A 17126-nucleotide genomic window follows, 5' to 3' on the forward strand; every position below is an offset into this window, starting at 1 on the left:
CCCTCGCTGCCGCAATGGGTGCTCCAGATCGACCACACGACGCTGGTGATCGTCGACGAACACGTCAAACTCGGCGACCGCAAACGCCTGCGGCTGCTGCAGTTCCTCGCCGCCCGCGACGCGACGATCCGCTGTCTGGGCGATCCCCGTCAGCTGTCCTCGATCGAGGCCGGCGGCGCGCACACCGATATGAGCGAGGCCACCGGAGAACCCCCATTGACCTTGAGTCACGTGGTGCGTTTCGCTTCCGCGGGGGAAGCCTCGGCGAGTCTGCTGCTGCGCGAGGGCGATCCGTCCGCGCTCGGCTTCTACCTCGATCACGGCCGCGTCCACTCCGGCAGCGCCGCCACCGTGGCCGACGACGCCTACACCGGCTGGATCGCCGATCACCTCGGAGGTCGCGACGCGATCATGCTCGCGCCGACCCACGAAATCGTCGACGCGCTCAACCGCCGCGCCCGCGCCGATCGCCTCGCACGCGCGAATGCACCATTCGGTCCGGAAACCGTACTGGCCGACGAGCTGGGCGCCTCGGTCGGCGACATCATCGTCACCCGCCGCAACGATCCGAAGCTGCGGTTACCGGACACCGATTGGGTCCGCAACGGCTATCGCTGGATCGTCGCAGGGATCGGCGGCGACGCAAGTCTGACGGTCACCCACCTGCGCGCGGGCCGCGAACTCGGCCACACGACAACCCTTCCTCCCGACTATGTCCGCGCCCACGTGCGGCTCGGGTATGCGACCACCATCGACTCCGCGCAAGGCGTGACCGCTGATACCTGCCACGTCGTGCTCACCGGGTTCGAGAATTTGGCGCAAATCTATGTCGCGATGACGCGTGGTGTGCACGCCAACCACGCTTACGTTCCCACCACGCTCGAGGGCGGTGAAGGTGCGATCTACACCGAGCCGGCCCTGTTTCCGCGCACCGCGGTCGAGGTTCTGCTGCGGGTCTTCGGGCGCGACGGCCGCCAGAAATCCGCGCACACCGAGCACCGCGACGCCCTCGACCCCGTCCAACGCATCGGGCGCGCCCTCGACATCTACCTCGACACCCTCGCGCTCACCGCCGAAACCGAGCTCGGCACCGACGAACTCGCCCGCCTCGATCAGGCCGCCGAAACCGTGTTCTGCGGTCTCACCGACTGCCCGGCCTACCCCGTGCTGCGCGGACACCTGGCGACGATCGCGCTACTGGGCCACGATCCCGTCGCCGCCCTACACGCCGCCGCCGCGGTCCGGGAACTCGATACCGCCGTCGACGCGGCCGCTGTTTTGGATTGGCGGCTCGATTCCACTGGCGCTCATTCCGCCGGGCACGGCCCGCTGGCCTGGGCGCGCGGGCTGCCCGAGAGTCTGGACACCGGCACCGACCTCACCCAGTTGCGCGCGCGGGCGCGGATCGTCACCGAGCTCGCCGACCAGATCCGCACCCGAGCCCGCGACTGGACTCCGGCGTCCGCACCGTATTGGGCGCGCCCGCTGGCGGGTGCCGATCCGCGGTTGCTGGCCGAGCTGGCGGTGTGGCGGGCGAGCCTGCATGTCGAGGACCGCGACCTACGCCCCACCGGCCCGCCCCGCTACATCGGGCTCGAACGCCATCACCAACGTTTACTCGATGCCCGCGTCAACGCCGCTGTCGGCGACCTGAACCGCCCCGCCAACCAATGGTCGCAGTTCGCCCAGACCCTCGAGCCCCGCCTGACCACCGACCCGTACTGGCCCAGTTTCGCCGAGAAGATCGACCTCGCCCACCGCGCCGGCATCGACATCACCACCCGCCTCACCGAAGCCGCCGCCCAGCGTCCGTTGCCCGACGAGATGCCCGCGGCCGCGTTGTGGGCGCGCCTGGAACTGGACCCGACCGCCCTGGACACCCCCGCCGGGTTCCGCCCGGACTGGACCTCGGCCCTGCACGAAGTCCTCGGCACCGACACCGCCGAACGGGTCGTCGCCGACCGTGGATGGTCGCGGTTGGTCGCGGCCGTCGACCACGGAATCGCCCACGGCTGGGACCCGCACGACCTGCTCGCCACCGCGCACGAACTCCTGCTCGGCGCGCAACCCGACCCGGAAACGACGCTGCGCCCCGACCAACTCGCCGCGGCGCTCGCGTGGAGAGTCGATGCGCTCCTGCGCCCCCAATCCAGCTCCACCGGTACCGATCCCGGCTTCCCCACCGAAAGCGAGGCCACCCCCATGGAGATCCCCGAACCCCCACTGCCGGACGAACGCGAACCCGATCCGCCGCCGGAACCGCCACCCGATCAATCCCATCGCGCGCCGCGCCATCCTGATGTCGGTCTCAGTCACGGCATCGACGAGATCGCCGCACTGTTCCAAGCCGGCCACATCCGCGCCGCAGGACTGCGGTTCGCCGATCTCACCGCCGCCGCCACCGCCGAGCAGCGCGACATCATCACCCGCTGCGCCGAAACCCTCTACCGCCACGCCTGGCCCGTTGCCCGAGCCCGGCTACGCGACGCGGCCCAACGGTTCCCCGAACACCGCGCGCTGATCGACGCCTGCACACCGCGGGTCGACCCGCAGGTCTACCAACCCCCGACAGAGCCCGACCAGCCGCGATACCAGCGCAGCCGACGCCACGAAACCGCACGCGACAACCCCACACCGACCACCACCCCGACACCACGCACGGGACCGGCGCCCGAGGAAGAGCACTCCACACGGCTGGTCAGCGAGTACTTCGAACAGCGCCATACCGTGGACGACGCACCCGCCGAGGACCCGGACCCCGACGGCTTCGCTCATCCGTATCGCAACCCCGCCCGCCACGACCCACGCCGCGATCTCGACCGTGACCCCGGCGGATACGACAACGATTACGACCGCGCCGCGGTTGCCGAGAGCCGCTCGTTGCCGTGCTTTTCGTGCGGGATCGAGCGCGCCGACATCGACACTCCGACACGCATCCGGCCACGCCATGACGACGGCCTGTGTGCGGAATGCCGCGTCGACAACGTGCCCGGTGTCCCCGACCACGAACCCGCCGAGGTCATCCGCGCCCGCTGCGCCCACATCGCCGCCACCCATACCCCTGCGGAAACGCGTGCGTTGCTGCTGCGGGATTGGCGTGTCGGCAGCCCCGTCACCCGCGCCATGATCACCGACTGGGTCGCCCGCAACGACCCGTTCCCGCAGCCCGATCCTGTGCTCGACGAGCTCGGGCTGCTCAGTGATTCCGACCTGCGTCAATCGATCGAGGACCTCGCGCACCGGATCGCGATGTCGGCCACCGACGAATTCCTCTTCGCCCCTTACACCGAACCAACGGCCGATCCAGCCGAGGAACGCGCACACCTGCACCGACAGCAAGACCTCATCACCCAAGCAACCCAGGCCGAGGACGCCCTGCAATCCGCCGAGCGTGCACACCGGAGCGCCGACTCCGAACTCGCCGGCCTGCGCGCAGCACTCGACAACACGCGAGGCCATCGGCGTGGTCAACGCCGAGACCTGACGGCCCGGATCGCCGCCGCTCAACAGCAACACGCCGAGGCCACTCGCATCCGCAACGACGCCCGCGCCGCGGCCCGCATGGCGCGCCGCGACGCCGAACGGATCGCCGGTCCCCGGCGACGATGGCAGCAGATCCTCGATACGCAGCCGACACCATCCGCCCCCGCAGCACGCCGGGGCTATGTCACCGACGACGTGGACCGCGCGCGCGTGGATGAGTTCCAACACCAGCTCGACGACCTCGAAACCGAGCTCCAGCGCCGCATCCGGCTCTCTCCGGAGCAGGCCGCCCGCGAACACGCAGTGCGCCACCCACTCACCGAACGCACCACCGAACTCGGCGACGACATCGAGTTGCAGGCCGAACTCCCCGGCCCTGATTACGAGCTCGGTCTTTGACAAACGGACCCCGAACCCGCTCCGGACAGACGGCGGACAACCATCTGTCCCGCGAAACGCGCCCACCGATTCCCGCGTTCTCCAGGGGTCATAAGCCTGTAGCGCACCGTTGCATCCGCTGATCCGGAGGCTTGTTCTGCAACGGTTCTCTGAGGGTGTGCGACAGGGTCACCTGAGCTCTTCGGGCCAGGGCTCCCAGTTCGGCGGTCGAACGGCGGTGAAGTACGTCCCGTCCATCCACTCTTGCCACTTCTGGCATTGGCTCAACAGGCCGTCAGGGGTGTACCCGTCCCATGAGTCGGCGTCGAATTCGGATGTGTCCATGCTTCTTTGACGGGCTCGGCCGCACCGACGGTTCCGCTCGGCGGTGCAGCTGTCCGGAGTTGTCCGCTACCGCTCGATAAGCGGCAGAAGAGGATGTTCGGGCGGATGACAGCGGCACATTTTCGGGTTGCATCCTGTACCTAGGTACAGGATTAACCTCGGAGCAGGGAGCCCGCAGACGGCTCACATGAGGTAGGAGGTGCAGGTCATGACCGTCGAATCTACGATTCGCGCGATCGACGACGCCCAATTCGAAGCCGCTGTTCTCGCCGTTTCCGGTCCGGTGGTGGTGGAGTTCTTCGCGCCATGGTGCGGGTCGTGCCGGCGGATGGCCCCGGCTCTGGAAGCGGTGGCTACCGAGTACGGCGATCGGGTGCGGTTCGTCAAGATCGACGCCGACACCAACCCCGCGGCGGTGGCCCGCTACGGGATTTCCTCGACACCGACGCTGATCGGATTCCGTGACGGCGCCAACGTCGCCGAGCTGACCGGGGCGCAACCTGTGGACGCATTGCGAAACTGGGTCACCGACGTGGCCGGTGCATCGAAGCCGAGCACCGGCGACCTGTTGGGCCAGTCGTGGGTGGCCGTGGATGCGTGCACATTGCCGACCGAGCAGCAGCCGCTGCGGGTTGCCGAGTTCGACGCGCTGTTCCAGGACGCGCTGCGTGGGATGGACCGGGTCTCACCGACCCTGTTGCGGTTGGACTTCGACGCTGCTGCGGAGTCCCGGGCGCGGGAGCTGGCGGCGCGGGAATCGGGCTGCTGCTCGTTCTTCACCTTCGGATTCGCCTCGGCGGGAACAGATCTGGTGCGGATGAACATCGAGGTTCCGGCCGCGCGCGCCGAGGTGCTCGACGGACTGGCCGCCCAAGCGAGCGCGGGCAGGTTGGCGTGAGCGGGCTGCGGACCGGTCAGCTCGCCGACGCTGCCGGAGTCAACATCCAGACGCTGCGCTACTACGAACGGCGCGGTCTGCTGGCCGAACCGGACCGTTCGCTGGGAGGGCACCGCCTCTATCCGGAGCAGTCGGTGACGGTGTTGCGGGTGATCAAAGCCGCCCAGCGACTCGGGTTCACCCTCGACGAGGTCGCCGACCTACTCGAAGCCACCCAACTCGGAGCCAAGCACCGCCCCGGGGCGGGGTTACAGGCCCGTGCCGAGGCCAAGCTGGCCGAGATCGACGCCAAGCTCGCCGAACTCACCGCGGTGCGCCACACTCTGCGCGCGGCGCTGGCGGCCGGGTGCGACGACCTGGTCGTGTGCAGTGAATCACCGTGCTGCCCTGTGCCGTTCACCGGTGAGGCTTCCACCCGAGCGGTCGAGGGCGGGGGTCGTTGTGGCTGCTGAGAGTCGCGCCCGCCGGTGGTGGGCCTCGATCGGAGCCGGTGCCGCGATCTGCGTGGCGTGTTGTCTGGCGCCGCTGCTGGCTGCGCTCGGCCTCGCCGGCGGTGGTGTGGCGTTGCTGAGTGCGTCATGGCTGGAACCGGTGGGTTTCGCACTAATCATCGCCGGTGTCGCCGGGTTGGTCTGGACACGGCGACGCAGTCGTGCCCGAGGCTGCGGACCACAGTGCCGCAGCGCTACCAGCGCGAAGGGAGCCACCGAGACCAGCGCCAGTTGCGGCTGCACGCCCGCTACGGCGGGTCGGTGATCTCGTAGGCTCACCGACCATGATCGTTCTACGCTCTATCCTTCTGTTCGCCCTCGCCGCGGTCGCCGAGATCGGTGGCGCCTGGCTGATCTGGCAAGGCGTGCGCGAGCACAAGGGCTGGGCGTGGATCGGCGCCGGAATCGTCGCTCTGGGCCTCTACGGATTCGTCGCCACCCTGCAACCCGATGCGAACTTCGGACGCATCCTCGCCGCCTACGGCGGTGTCTTCGTCGCTGGATCGCTGTTGTGGGGAATGGCTTTGGACGGGTTCCGGCCCGACCGCTGGGACGTGACCGGCGCGCTGATCTGCCTGATCGGTGTCGCGATCATCATGTACGCCCCACGTCCGGTCTGACACCATCCCATAATCGGCAGAAGAGTGCGCCCGCAACCTCGCCGGCGGCGGAGGCGCCGTGCGAGCGATCAGCGGCATGACAGTGCAGTCGGCCGACGCCTGTTCAAGGCAGTTTGTGCCCAACCGCCCGCAGCACTTCCGACAACCAGACCAGATGTTGCCCGACCGCGGTATCCGGTTCGGCCAACAGATCTCGGGTGTGCTGCCAGGACCACGAAAGCTGGCCAATGGTCAAGTCGCCTGGGGCGCGATCGACCTCGTATAGCTCATCCCTCGGAACCGCCCAGAAGTAGTCCTTTGGTCCAATCCGACTGTGTCTCCGGCTGTGACTGCCTCGATGTGGTCCATCAGCAAGTCGAGAGACCTGCGTAACTCGGCAAGGGACACCTGGAGTTGCCATTCGGTCATGTGCTCAATCATCTCCGGAGCTCGGCCGCGTCCGGAAATCGGCAGATGCCGACGTTCGGTCTTCAACGCCGAAGCCCTCAGAATCGCGGGAACACACTGTGCCCAGGCGAGCTGTGTCGCAACCCGTTTGTCACGGCGAATCAGGCGTCCCACCACTCTGAAGTACCGCAGCCGACTTCGAAATGCCACCAACCATCGCTTTGACCTTGCCCGAGTAGGGCTTTGACTCCGGCAAGATCCGCGTCCGCGGGCACTGTGAAAGCAACCAATGGGAAGTCATCGCTGAAGACCTCGCCGCCCAATCCGAACACCGCGAGTCGTTGGTGTACCGCGTGGGCATCGCGCCCCAACGGTCCCGACGGAATCGGCAAGACCCGAACAGTACAGTTGCCCGCAGTGCTGACCCGCTCGAGCGCCCAATGCAGCCCCTGCGCATCTGTCCTGAATCGGACAACGTCTCCCTCGGCTACCCCGTCCTGCAGGAATGCCGCATTCATCAGGACAGCAGTGTCCGCACCAACTTTTTTCGCCCAGATGCCCTCGGTGTCCTGCGATAGCCATCCCGGGCGCGGGACGAACTCGAACCACAGCTTGATCATCTCGCCCACACTGTCCATCATGAGCCAGCCTTTTTCAGGTGCGCGCCCAGGGGTAGCCGCGGGTAGGGGATCGCCGGCCGAAGAGTCGATCCCGATCACGCGCATCGGCGAGCCGCGAAATTGCACGGCAATCGGCATGAGCGTGCGTCCGCTGCCGGCGAGGTTATCTCCGAGATGCCGGGAGTTCGGCCTGGGATCACGTGCACGACAGCTGTGGTGATTCACCCCGTCGGCGCGCATCACCGCTGAGCTGCCCAAACCCCAGGCCGTACCGCCTCGGAACCTCGGTGGCCCCAGAGATGCGCCGTCATTGCCCGTATGGACGATTACAACATGCGTGAAGCCGTCGCAGCGCTCGGCGGCGATCCCGATGATTTGCGCGCCCAGATCAGCCGGGCCGTGGCTCGATTCAACCTGCGCCGGTTGGCCATCGAGAGCGGGACGCGTCCTCGTCGACTGCCGCCAAATGTCTGACGCGATGATGCTCTGCCGGTTTAATGGAGTCGGGATACTGGACTTCAGGCCCCGGGTTGGATGGACGACTGCATCATCTCGTACTCGATCGCAGACCGCATGCCGAGGGCCGAGTGGCGGTGCCGACGGTTGTGGAAGATCTCCATAGATGGGCTTGCCTACGGGAATGCGTAGCAGGTCGTTGCGACGTGTCGCCCGCAGCGGTCAAGAGATGGCCGCTGTCGGGATCGATTTGGGTCCGTTGCGCCGGGGCCCGGAGGTGGCGCGGTGAGCGATCTCGACAAGCCTGAAATGACAACCTCCTCACGCCCCGTAACAGGATCGGCTCGCGTACCCACCTTCGAGGAGTGGCGGCAGGGGATCGACGGTTTGTTGGACGCTCGGGTGATGTGCTGGGAGGCAATCGGTTACGCGCGGCTGGTGCGATCACGCAGGCATCGGTGCCGGTGACGCGATCAATTTCAGGAAAGCCTATGCCATCCTCGTTGTAGGGGGTCCATCGCGGCCTGCCATCTACCGGGCATGGGAAAACTGGCGTCACGGTCGAACGATCGACGCCTTCGGCTGAGACCCGGGGCCGGAGGAATAGGGGCGAGCGTGGTCTCGGGCTGGTGATCCGGATGCAACGCTCTCGCTCATCTCGCTTCTGCCACCGGTTTGGTGCTCGTGCTAAATTGCGCCCGCAACTACAAGTCAGTTGCGACCTGCACGGGTGTCGGGGGACGCACGCCCCCGACAACCGCTTGGACTGCTGAATCAGCAGGGGCCCCGTCAACGGACTCATGCTGGCTGCTGGCAATCACCGACTTCCGTAAACCCGATAGTCGCTCGCCCCCAACATCCACACGCGGGCTCTCGCGTCAGCCGTCCACACCCTTGCTGGTCGGCGGCATTCAGCAACCACCCGCCGGGCACAGCTGCGGGTCCGACGAAAACCGGCACCCCCAGAACCCCGGGCGACCGCCCGATTCACTCCCGCCACCGAATCGTGGTTGCGCCACTTTTCGCAGCGGCGTTTGGCATTGGGATAACGGCCCGGCCATGCCAGGATCTATGTACTATTCGTTACTTATTGCGGGTGCGGCGGTCGACTGGTCCGTAGACGCACCAACCGCCGCACCGTGAGAGAGGCCGGTGTGGCGGTGGCAGATATTGGTAAGGGCGTGACAGAGGCAGCGGTGTCTCGGCGACGATTTCTGGGACTTGGTGCAGTCGCTGCGGCGGGCCTCGGGGTCACATCGGCGCCGCGAGCAGCCGCAGACCCGCCTCTTGCCGGTGCCTCCGCGCTCGCTCGAGACGTTGCAGCGATGGTCGACCTCGGACCCCGCTACCCCGGCAGCAGTGCACATGCCACTCTGGTGGACCACATGCAGGAAGTTTTCGAGCGCCACGCGGTAACGGTGAACCGTGACCGATATTTTTTCGACAAGTGGACGCCGAGACACACGTCACTGACGATCACCTCCGGAGCCGATTCGGGGGCATTGGCGGTAGCAGCTCCATACCCGAATTCCGGAGCCACCGCCGCGGGGGGCGTCACCGCGCCCTTGACCTACCTCGCGCCGTTGGTCGTGCCCGCCGTCGATGAGATCTCCCACAACGCCACCCTCGAATCCATCCAAGCCCACGTCGACACGGCGGTCGCCAGGTTGCTCGCCGCCGTGCCGGGCGGGGTCACGAATCGGATTGTCGTGGTCGAGAATCCAGTCCCGCCGCTGACAGTGGGGATGTTCAACTCGCTGATGAGCTATCGCCATGACCCGGGGCACACCGTCAGCGATTCCGACAGCTACTCCCGGGTCTGGATGACGTTGTTGACCGCGACGTCGCTGACAGCCTTCCGGCAGGCCGGTGCGGTTGCGTCGATTCTGATACTGGATGCTCACCCTGCCAATGCGCTCGGCCAGGTCGCCCCCTTCACGCGCCTATACCAGGATTTGCCCGCGCTGATCGTCGACCGCGAGCAAGGTGCACGTCTGCGCCGGGCCGCGCGTGACGGCGCTCAAGCCACCTTGGAACTACAGGCCACCGTCGAGCGTAGAAGTTCCGACAGTCTGATCGGCGTGCTGCGCGGCAGCGGACGCGGCGGCGAGGCGCTGATTGTGCACACTCACTCCGACGGAATGAACGCCTTCGAGGAAAACGGCGTACTCGCCCAGCTACGTCTGGCTGAGTACCTTGACGCCTTGGGCCCGGATCGACGCAATCGTGACATCATCTTCAGCGCTGTCACCGGACATTTCGGTCCCGGCCTTCCTGAGACGAAAGGATTTCTCGAGGCCCACCCTGACCTCGTCGCCCGTTCCGTCGCGTCACTCACCATCGAGCACTTCGGAGCCACGGAGTGGGTGGACGACGCAGGTGGCTACCGCTCTACCGGCCAGGTTGAGCCGGCGGTCGCTTTTCACAGCCCCACCCGCATCGTCGAGCCCGCCATCGAGGCCACCCGTCATGTCGACCTGCGCCGTCTGGGTCTGCTGCGTCCGATAGGCACGACGTTCTTCGGCGTCGGCAGGGACTTACACGCCGCCGGCATCCCCTCGATCGCCTACATCGGCGGTCCGACATATCTGTGCGCGGAAGCACCCAACGGTCATCTCGACAAGCTGGACCCGGCGCGGATGGCAGCTGAACTCGCCTGGACCGCCGACCTGCTGGGCCGCCTCGACACCGTCCCTGCCGAGCAACTGCGCAGCTGATGACCTGGGCGAGCCGGATACGCTTCCAGCGTGACCGGCTCCCCTGCAATCGAACGTGTCCGCGACGGGGTGTTCTTTACTCGCTCCCCCGCTCTGCCGCGAGGAAGGCACACCCTTTCGCGTGAGCAGGTCGGCGCCGCGCAGCGCGAACGCGTCCTGTGCGCCGCCACCGAATTGCTCGCCGCGCGTGGATATGCCGGATTCAAGCCCAGCGATATCGCGCGCCATGCCGGTGTTTCCCTGGCTTCGTTCTACAACAGCTTCGCCAACAAGGACGCGTGCCTGTTCGCCGGCTACGACCGCTTCATCCAGGTCGTGCTCACCATGCTGACCACCCGACAGCCCCAGACCAACGACCGGGCACGAATCGTCGCAGCGCTCCTTTGTGCATATTTGGACGCTCTCGCCAACGACCTCGTCGTCGCCCGCGCCTACCAGGTCGAAATCGACGCTCTGGGTGCGCAGGCACGGGATAGACGCCGCAACGCACTGCAGCTGATAGCGGATGCGCTTCACAGAATCGTGGAATCCCAGTCTCCGGGCGGGATCCCGGAGCGGCTCACTCCCAGCGCCTACCTCGGCGTCGTCTACGCCACCCGGCAGTTGGCCTCCGACGCCCTCGATTGCCAACAGTTCCCTGACTTTTCCGGGCTGGCCGCCGATCTGCAGCCATGGATTCAAGATCTGTTTCGAGACGGATGACCCGCGCCGGTCGGATCGACCCAAACCCAATAGTCATCGGTCTTCAAGGTGAGCCGTCTGAGTGCCCCGATGTCCGAATGGCGGTGTTTCTTTCCAACCGAGCTGTCGGCGATGGACGAGGCAGTAAAGGCCCGGTGGATCCGGGGGTATCGGCCGGCTGGTGGCTGAGGAGACGAACCGTGGAGGCGTAGGAACACCATGGGGCCGGGCATCCCTGGAGGCATGCCACCGCCATCAACGGGTGGTCAGGTGAGTCCGCACACTGAACGCGATGAGGTCAGCGACCCCTCGCATCCCCAGTGGAGTGAGATGGAAGGGCATCAGGGTGTCGCCTGCGAGCAAGGGCTCGATCCAACGCTCGGTATCCGGGGCGCAAGCGTCGTGCCCGATACCCGGGCCCCGGGTATCGATGTAAATCGCCCCACGCTTGGTCGCTTCCCGCGCAACGAGGGAATTGAGGAGGTCGTAGCCTCTTTGAACGGTCGTCGCTGCCCCGGGGGTGAGCAGGACCGCCGGACAGGACTGCTCACGCACATAGGTCGGCCATCCGTCGACGAAGATCTGCGCCTCCGGCGCTCGCCGAGCGATCTCGTCCAGTGCTGCGCCGTAGGCACCGGCGATGGCTTCGGTTCGCTGGGGCCAGGCCGCGGCAGCGGTGGCGCAGTCGCCCGCGGCGAGGGAATCGAGGTGACATTCGACGTGGTTGCGGGTGGTCGGCACGTCGTTGGCACCGATGTGCAGCGTGACGACCTTGGTGGCCGGACCGAGCGCATCGAACTGGGGCGCGATCCCGGCCGCCTGGGAGGTGGCGAGATGGGCAATTTTCGCGCCGCTGCAGCTGCGATCGTCCAGGACAAGGCCCAGCTGCGCGGCGACGAGCTTAGGACTGTTCACCGTCGACTGCATGCACCGTATCGGCGCGTGCAAATCCAGACTGATCTTGCCCGTCGTGGCGGCACCGGAATCACCCAGCGCCACAAATTGCGCGCCGTGTGGACTGGGCTCGTGCCCATGCGGTGGGGCGGCAGTGGCAACCGCGCTCGCTACGAAGACTGCAGCGGTGGCGAAGACAACCACACTCAGCCTGCGCAGACCCGACATCCGGGAGAAACTGGCAGTGGCCATTGCCGCATCCGAGCTATTTCCCGAAAGGTGTTGCCGCGCACCGCGCCTGATCCCGCACGATTCAGCCGAACCTGGCTGTGATCGCCCGCTCGGAAGAGTGTCCGCGTCATCGGCCGATCGGAAAAAGCAATCACCGACCCCAGACCCGGCCTGCAATCCTTGGCTACCGAACGTCACCGCAGAATGCCGGCGAGCGGTTGCGGCGGCGGCCGCCTCGAGCCCTGTCGTCGAGTGGCTGGCACCGCCGCGTTGCGAAGCCTCGCGCATCCATTTGTCCTGTCGTCGTCGAACTGCCCAGACGGTACACATCAGCGATATGTACCGGCAAGGGCATAGGTGCGAAGTGTCCTCATCCTGGTGTAGATTGCACCTGTGGCTGCGGGCGAGATGAACTGGCCGGCAACCTCCCTGGCCTACCGCGCGGCATCTGAACTCCGTGAGATGCGAACGCCCGGCCGATCCACACCGGCGGCCGCGTTCCATGCCGCCAGGCAGGTGTTTCTGGCTTCCGAAAAGCTCGACATGCGCCGGCTCGCCGCTCACCTCGAGGTCGGGCGAACGACGCTATACCGCTGGAGTGGCGGGCGCGAGCAACTGATCATCGACGTCATCTGGAGTTTCACCGACGCCGCGGTCGAGGCCGCATGGACTACGAATGCCGACCTCGAGGGCGTCGCCCGGCTTCTCGGTACCGCCCGCTCCTACTTGCAAGTGCTCACATCCTTCGCGCCGCTCGCTGCTTTCCTTCGGAACGAAACACACTTCGCCCTGCGATTGCTGACCAGCGGCCCATATCAGCAGCGACTCGTCGCAAAGGTCGAACGCCTGCTCCAGGAGGAGGCCGAGCGCGCCGGACTCGAGCTGCGGGCCGAATCCGGCCTGCTGGCCTACGCGACCGTGCGTTTGCTCGAGGGGTTCGCCTACAACGATTCGATCGCCGATCTCGATGTGCGGACCGACGATGCCCTCGAGATCCTGACGCTTATTCTGACCTAGCGATCGCGTCCCCCAACGACCAGTCAGCTCGCTTCACGGCACCCGGAAAGCTGACCTGACGAAACCTGCTGTTACAGCGATTGATTCGTCTAGTCGGTTTGGTTCCGGGTCAACTCTCTCGACCTCACTCGCATCCCGGTCCACTCCCAGGCGCGGGGGAAGTACGGTGAGTCGAGCGCTGGCGCAACGCAGACTGCTGTGGTTTGCTGGCGCGTGCGGCACGAGTCCGCGATCCGCTCGATCGCGCCCACAGCGAGGCGCATTCGATGGCCCACCCGCTTCTGGCAGGGCCGAATCAGACAGAACTGGAGTCATCCGCCATGGGTACAGAGTTGTTCGATCTCGAAGGCAAAGTCGCAGTTGTCACCGGCGGGGGGCGCGGTATCGGCGTCATGATCGCTCGTGGACTGCTGGAAGCGGGGGCGGCCAAGGTCTACCTCGCCAGTCGCAAGACCGCGGAACTCGAAGCAGCCGCCGAGCAACTGCGGCCGTTGGGAGCAGTCGAAACCGTGACCGCGGATCTGAGCAGTTCCACCGGCGTGGAGGTACTGGCGTCGCACCTGGCCGGTCAGGAGGAAGCTCTGCATCTGCTGTTCAACAACGCGGGCGCGACCTGGGGTGCACCGCTGGAGGAATTTCCGGAATCCGCCTGGGACAAAGTGTATTCCGTCAATGTGAAGGGGGTGTTCCTGCTCACGCGGGCGCTGCTGCCTCTGCTGCGCGCGGCCTCGACTCCCGAGGATCCTGCACGGGTGATCAATACCGGCAGTATCGACGGACTGCGGCCCCCGGTCCGGGGAATGAACAACTTCTCCTACACCGCCTCCAAGTCTGCGGTACACATGCTCACCCGCCATCTGGCCGCCGAATTCGCCCCTGATGTCCTGGTCAACGCCATCGCGCCAGGGTTGTTCGAATCGAAGATGACATCCGGGCTGCTTGCCGGCGGAGCAGAGTCGATCGGCGCGCACCTGCCGCTGGGTCGCATCGGTCGCCCTGAAGACATCGCGGGGCTGTCGGTGTTTCTGTCCGCCCGTGCCAGCGCGTACATCACTGGGGCGGTAATCCCTGTCGACGGCGGAGTGTCCACGCTTCATTAGCAAGGACGGCCACCGAGATCATCAGGGGATTCGGCCCAGAGCAGGTGGACGAGCGCTCGACCGGGTGAAGGGCTCGACCGTCTACTGCGGCGACCTGCGATGAGGCACTCGCGCGATGCTGCCGCAACGGCTCTCGGCCACATCGTAACGGCGGCGGGGACCGCGGGTCCGAAGGGCGTTGCGCCCGGCCGAGGAGGTCGACAGCATCGGGTGGAGTCCAGTTCGCACGGAGTCGGGCCCCACCCGATCGGGCGATGCCGTGTCAACCGGAAAGGTCGCGGCCGTTGGTCTCACGAACAAAGAACACCAGGGTGACCAACGAGACGCAGAGCAGCAGCACCGTGTAGGCGGTGAACAAACCCGGAACGCCGCGGCTCGTTGCCAGTGTCTGGAGAAATGGCGCGGTGCCTCCGAAGATCGCGACTCCCAGCGACATCGGGAGTCCGATGCCGACCGCTCGAACCTCGGTCGGAAGCATCTCAGCGAACAGCGCGGGCCCGATCGCGTTGGCCGCCGCAATGAACACAAGAGCGACACCCATCGTGAGAAATAGTTGCCACGACTGCCCGCCCTGCAAAATCCATGCGAGCGGAAACAACAGAAGCGTCAGCGCGACGGTCGCCTTCACCAGTGCCGGTTTGCGGCCGACGAGATCCGAGTGCAGGCCCCACAACGGTAAGGCGACCAGAAACACGACCTTGGCTAATGCTCCAGCCCACATCGCCCCCGCCGCCGGCACACCATATGCGCTCATGGCGTACGCAGGGGCTGAAACGCCCCACGAGTAGTACACCGCTGTCGCACCGGCAGTCAGCGCAACAACAATTGCCAGAGTGCGGCGATGGCGATATAGATTGCGCCCCAAAGTACCTCGTGTCTCGCTTTCGACGCTTTCCGGTCGACTCGTGAAGGCAACGGGCTCGGCTAGATTGGTGCGCAGGTAAAAAGCGACTCCGCCCAGCGCCGCGCCGAGCAGGAACGGGATACGCCACCCGAAATCTGACATCTGGTCCTCGCCGAGAACGGTGGTAAGCGCTGCTCCGAGCAATGCCGCGGCGATGATTCCCACGGTGCCTGAGATATAGGTCAAGCTCGACCACATCCCGCGCCGGTGAGTGGGCGCTACCTCGGCGATGTAGGTCTGCGACGCCGGCATTTCCCCGCCGTGAGCAAAGCCCTGTATCAAACGGGCGCCTACCAGCAGCACCGCGGCGAGCACCCCGATCGATTCCTGCACCGGAGCGAGCCCGATAACAAGACTTCCGAAGGAGGACAGGCCGATCGAAAGCAGCATCGCGAACGACCGTCCCCTTCGATCCGCGAGCCACCCCAAGACGATTCCACCGATGGGTCGGGCGATGAAGCCGACGGCGAAAACACCGAAGGTACTCAGCAGGCTGGCTACTTTGTCCGGGCCCTGGAAGAATTGGGGAGCGAAGAATGCCGCGAAGCTGGCATAGCAGCTGACGTCGAACCATTCGATGGCGTTGCCGGCGCCCACGGCTATCAACGGCTTGCGACTGCCTGAGCCAGCCGCGATGCCGCGATCGTTCGGAGATCCGCTCGTCGACCGGGCGTGCGCCGTCATCGCGCCACCCGCGCGCGTTCGATCGCCAAGGCCGCGTATACCGCTGCGGCTTCGGGGAGAACATGATCGGAGAACATCGCGCGGGGGGAATGATTCTGCGGGACCGCGGTGGCGTCCAGCTCTGGCGGACAGGCGCCCAGACCGAAGAAGGCTCCCGGCACGGCATCGAGTACCTGTGAGAAGTCCTCCGAACCGTTACTCGGGTGTTCGGCCTCGAAATAGCGCTCCTCGCCGAGCAATTCGCGAATGACGTTACCGCCGAACTCGACCTCGGCACCGTTGTTGTTCGTGGGCGGGTACTCCCTGTGGAAGTCGATATCGACCTCCACCCCGCGTGCGAGCGCTACGCCTTTCAATACTCGGGGTATCACCGCCTCCAATCGCGCCGTGGCCGCGGGTGTGAAGCATCGAACTGTCGCGGAGAACCCGGCGGTATCCGGGATCACGTTGCGTGCGACTCCGCCGCGGATCATGCCGACTGTGACCACGACCGGGTCGAAGATGTCGAATTCGCGTGTGACCGCAGTCTGCAGCGAGATGATCATTTCCGCCGTGGCGACGATCGGATCTCGAGCGGTGTCGGGTGCGGAGCCATGCCCGCCCTGCCCCAGAACAGTGACATCGAGGTGATGGGAAGCCGACATGATCGTCCCTTTACGACTGACGAACAACCCGGACGGGACCCGATTGGACATCACGTGCATCGCGTACGCGTAGTCCACACGCCGCCCCGACGCTTCGAGGACACCCTCTTCGAGCATGATGCGTGCTCCGTTCCACCCTTCTTCACCGGGCTGAAACATGAAGACCACATCACCGGCGAGTTGATCGCGGTGGTGGGCGAGCAGGCGTGCCGCTCCCACGAGGGCCGCGGTGTGCATGTCGTGGCCGCAGGCGTGCATCGCTCCGTTCCGTGAAGCGAAATCGAGTCCGGTCTGCTCCGCGATCGGCAGCGCGTCCATGTCGGCGCGTAGCAAGATCGTCGGAGCGTCGTCGCTTTTCGCACCTCCGCGCAGCACCGCGGTGACAGAGGTCGTCGAAGTCCCGGTGGAGATCTGCAGAGGCAAATCCTCCAGGCCCGAGAGCACCTTTTCCTGAGTTCGAGGGACATGTAAACCTGTCTCCGGCTCGCGGTGGAGGTCATGGCGGAAGGTCACCAGGGTCTCCGTCAATTCTCGGGCATCTTCGAGCAGGTTCATTGGCTGTATCCGATTCGTGCG

Annotated in this window: 13 protein-coding genes; 9 read left to right on the forward strand and 4 right to left on the reverse strand. The window is 66.0% G+C overall.

The window, feature by feature from the left end; translation table 11 throughout:
* From AB0I43_RS38350 to AB0I43_RS38365, 4 genes are all read left to right on the forward strand, one after another.
* Positions 1-3882, forward strand: a 3882-nt coding sequence (locus AB0I43_RS38350; RefSeq protein WP_357433665.1) for an AAA family ATPase, incomplete at its 5' end; no start/stop codon positions are given.
* A gap of 532 nt (positions 3883-4414) precedes the next feature.
* Complete coding sequence (locus AB0I43_RS38355; RefSeq protein WP_357433667.1) at positions 4415-5104, forward strand: thioredoxin domain-containing protein; 690 nt, start codon at positions 4415-4417, stop codon at positions 5102-5104.
* Positions 5101-5556, forward strand: coding sequence for a MerR family transcriptional regulator (locus tag AB0I43_RS38360; protein ID WP_357433668.1), 456 nt, complete (start codon positions 5101-5103; stop codon positions 5554-5556). Before AB0I43_RS38355 ends, AB0I43_RS38360 begins: the two co-directional genes overlap by 4 nt.
* Positions 5557-5879: 323 nt before the next feature.
* Positions 5880-6215: a YnfA family protein gene (locus tag AB0I43_RS38365; protein ID WP_357433670.1), complete on the forward strand. Its 336-nt coding sequence runs from the start codon at positions 5880-5882 to the stop codon at positions 6213-6215.
* A 548-nt stretch (positions 6216-6763) separates the two neighbouring features.
* Here the strand turns inward: AB0I43_RS38365 and AB0I43_RS38370 are convergent.
* Positions 6764-7360: a DUF4265 domain-containing protein gene (locus AB0I43_RS38370; RefSeq protein ID WP_357433672.1), complete on the reverse strand. Its 597-nt coding sequence runs from the start codon at positions 7358-7360 to the stop codon at positions 6764-6766.
* A 180-nt stretch (positions 7361-7540) separates the two neighbouring features.
* Between AB0I43_RS38370 and AB0I43_RS38375 the strand changes: the two genes are divergently transcribed.
* The 3 genes from AB0I43_RS38375 to AB0I43_RS38385 all read left to right on the forward strand — a co-directional run bounded on the left by AB0I43_RS38375 (position 7541) and on the right by AB0I43_RS38385 (position 11097).
* Positions 7541-7696: a hypothetical protein gene (locus tag AB0I43_RS38375; protein ID WP_357433674.1), complete on the forward strand. Its 156-nt coding sequence runs from the start codon at positions 7541-7543 to the stop codon at positions 7694-7696.
* Positions 7697-9003: 1307 nt separating this feature from the next.
* Positions 9004-10395: a hypothetical protein gene (locus AB0I43_RS38380; RefSeq protein WP_357433676.1), complete on the forward strand. Its 1392-nt coding sequence runs from the start codon at positions 9004-9006 to the stop codon at positions 10393-10395.
* A gap of 30 nt (positions 10396-10425) precedes the next feature.
* Positions 10426-11097, forward strand: coding sequence for a TetR/AcrR family transcriptional regulator (locus AB0I43_RS38385; RefSeq protein ID WP_357433678.1), 672 nt, complete (start codon positions 10426-10428; stop codon positions 11095-11097).
* Positions 11098-11331: 234 nt separating this feature from the next.
* Here the strand turns inward: AB0I43_RS38385 and AB0I43_RS38390 are convergent, their stop codons facing one another.
* The gene (locus AB0I43_RS38390) at positions 11332-12222 is read right to left on the reverse strand and encodes an SGNH/GDSL hydrolase family protein (protein WP_357433680.1); all 891 of its coding nucleotides are present in this window, start codon (positions 12220-12222) and stop codon (positions 11332-11334) included.
* Positions 12223-12594: 372 nt separating this feature from the next.
* Here AB0I43_RS38390 and AB0I43_RS38395 point away from each other — a divergent pair, with 372 nt between their 5' ends.
* Positions 12595-13218, forward strand: a complete 624-nt coding sequence (locus tag AB0I43_RS38395; RefSeq protein WP_357433683.1) for a QsdR family transcriptional regulator — start codon at positions 12595-12597, stop codon at positions 13216-13218.
* A gap of 320 nt (positions 13219-13538) precedes the next feature.
* Positions 13539-14318: an SDR family NAD(P)-dependent oxidoreductase gene (locus AB0I43_RS38400; RefSeq protein ID WP_357433881.1), complete on the forward strand. Its 780-nt coding sequence runs from the start codon at positions 13539-13541 to the stop codon at positions 14316-14318.
* A gap of 262 nt (positions 14319-14580) precedes the next feature.
* On the opposite strand, the gene AB0I43_RS38405 is transcribed toward AB0I43_RS38400, so the two are convergent.
* Entirely contained in the window at positions 14581-15906 is a 1326-nt protein-coding gene (locus tag AB0I43_RS38405; protein WP_357433685.1) for an MFS transporter, read from the reverse strand.
* The gene (locus AB0I43_RS38410; RefSeq protein WP_357433687.1) at positions 15903-17105 is read right to left on the reverse strand and encodes a M20 family metallopeptidase; all 1203 of its coding nucleotides are present in this window, start codon (positions 17103-17105) and stop codon (positions 15903-15905) included. Before AB0I43_RS38410 ends, AB0I43_RS38405 begins: the two co-directional genes overlap by 4 nt.
* Between the last annotated feature and the right edge of the window lie 21 nt (positions 17106-17126).

This window comes from Nocardia sp. NPDC050435 (genome assembly GCF_040655395.1).
Taxonomy (GTDB): Bacteria; Actinomycetota; Actinomycetes; order Mycobacteriales; family Mycobacteriaceae; genus Nocardia.

Coding starts and splice junctions, on each gene's coding strand:
- AB0I43_RS38405 (WP_357433685.1), bottom strand. CDS start 15,906: ATGACGGCGCACGCCCGGTCGACGAGCGGATCTCCGAACGATCGCGGC.
- AB0I43_RS38365 (WP_357433670.1), top strand. CDS start 5,880: ATGATCGTTCTACGCTCTATCCTTCTGTTCGCCCTCGCCGCGGTCGCC.
- AB0I43_RS38370 (WP_357433672.1), bottom strand. CDS start 7,360: ATGCCGATTGCCGTGCAATTTCGCGGCTCGCCGATGCGCGTGATCGGG.
- AB0I43_RS38400 (WP_357433881.1), top strand. CDS start 13,539: ATGGGTACAGAGTTGTTCGATCTCGAAGGCAAAGTCGCAGTTGTCACC.
- AB0I43_RS38375 (WP_357433674.1), top strand. CDS start 7,541: ATGGACGATTACAACATGCGTGAAGCCGTCGCAGCGCTCGGCGGCGAT.
- AB0I43_RS38380 (WP_357433676.1), top strand. CDS start 9,004: ATGGTCGACCTCGGACCCCGCTACCCCGGCAGCAGTGCACATGCCACT.
- AB0I43_RS38390 (WP_357433680.1), bottom strand. CDS start 12,222: ATGGCCACTGCCAGTTTCTCCCGGATGTCGGGTCTGCGCAGGCTGAGT.
- AB0I43_RS38355 (WP_357433667.1), top strand. CDS start 4,415: ATGACCGTCGAATCTACGATTCGCGCGATCGACGACGCCCAATTCGAA.
- AB0I43_RS38410 (WP_357433687.1), bottom strand. CDS start 17,105: ATGAACCTGCTCGAAGATGCCCGAGAATTGACGGAGACCCTGGTGACC.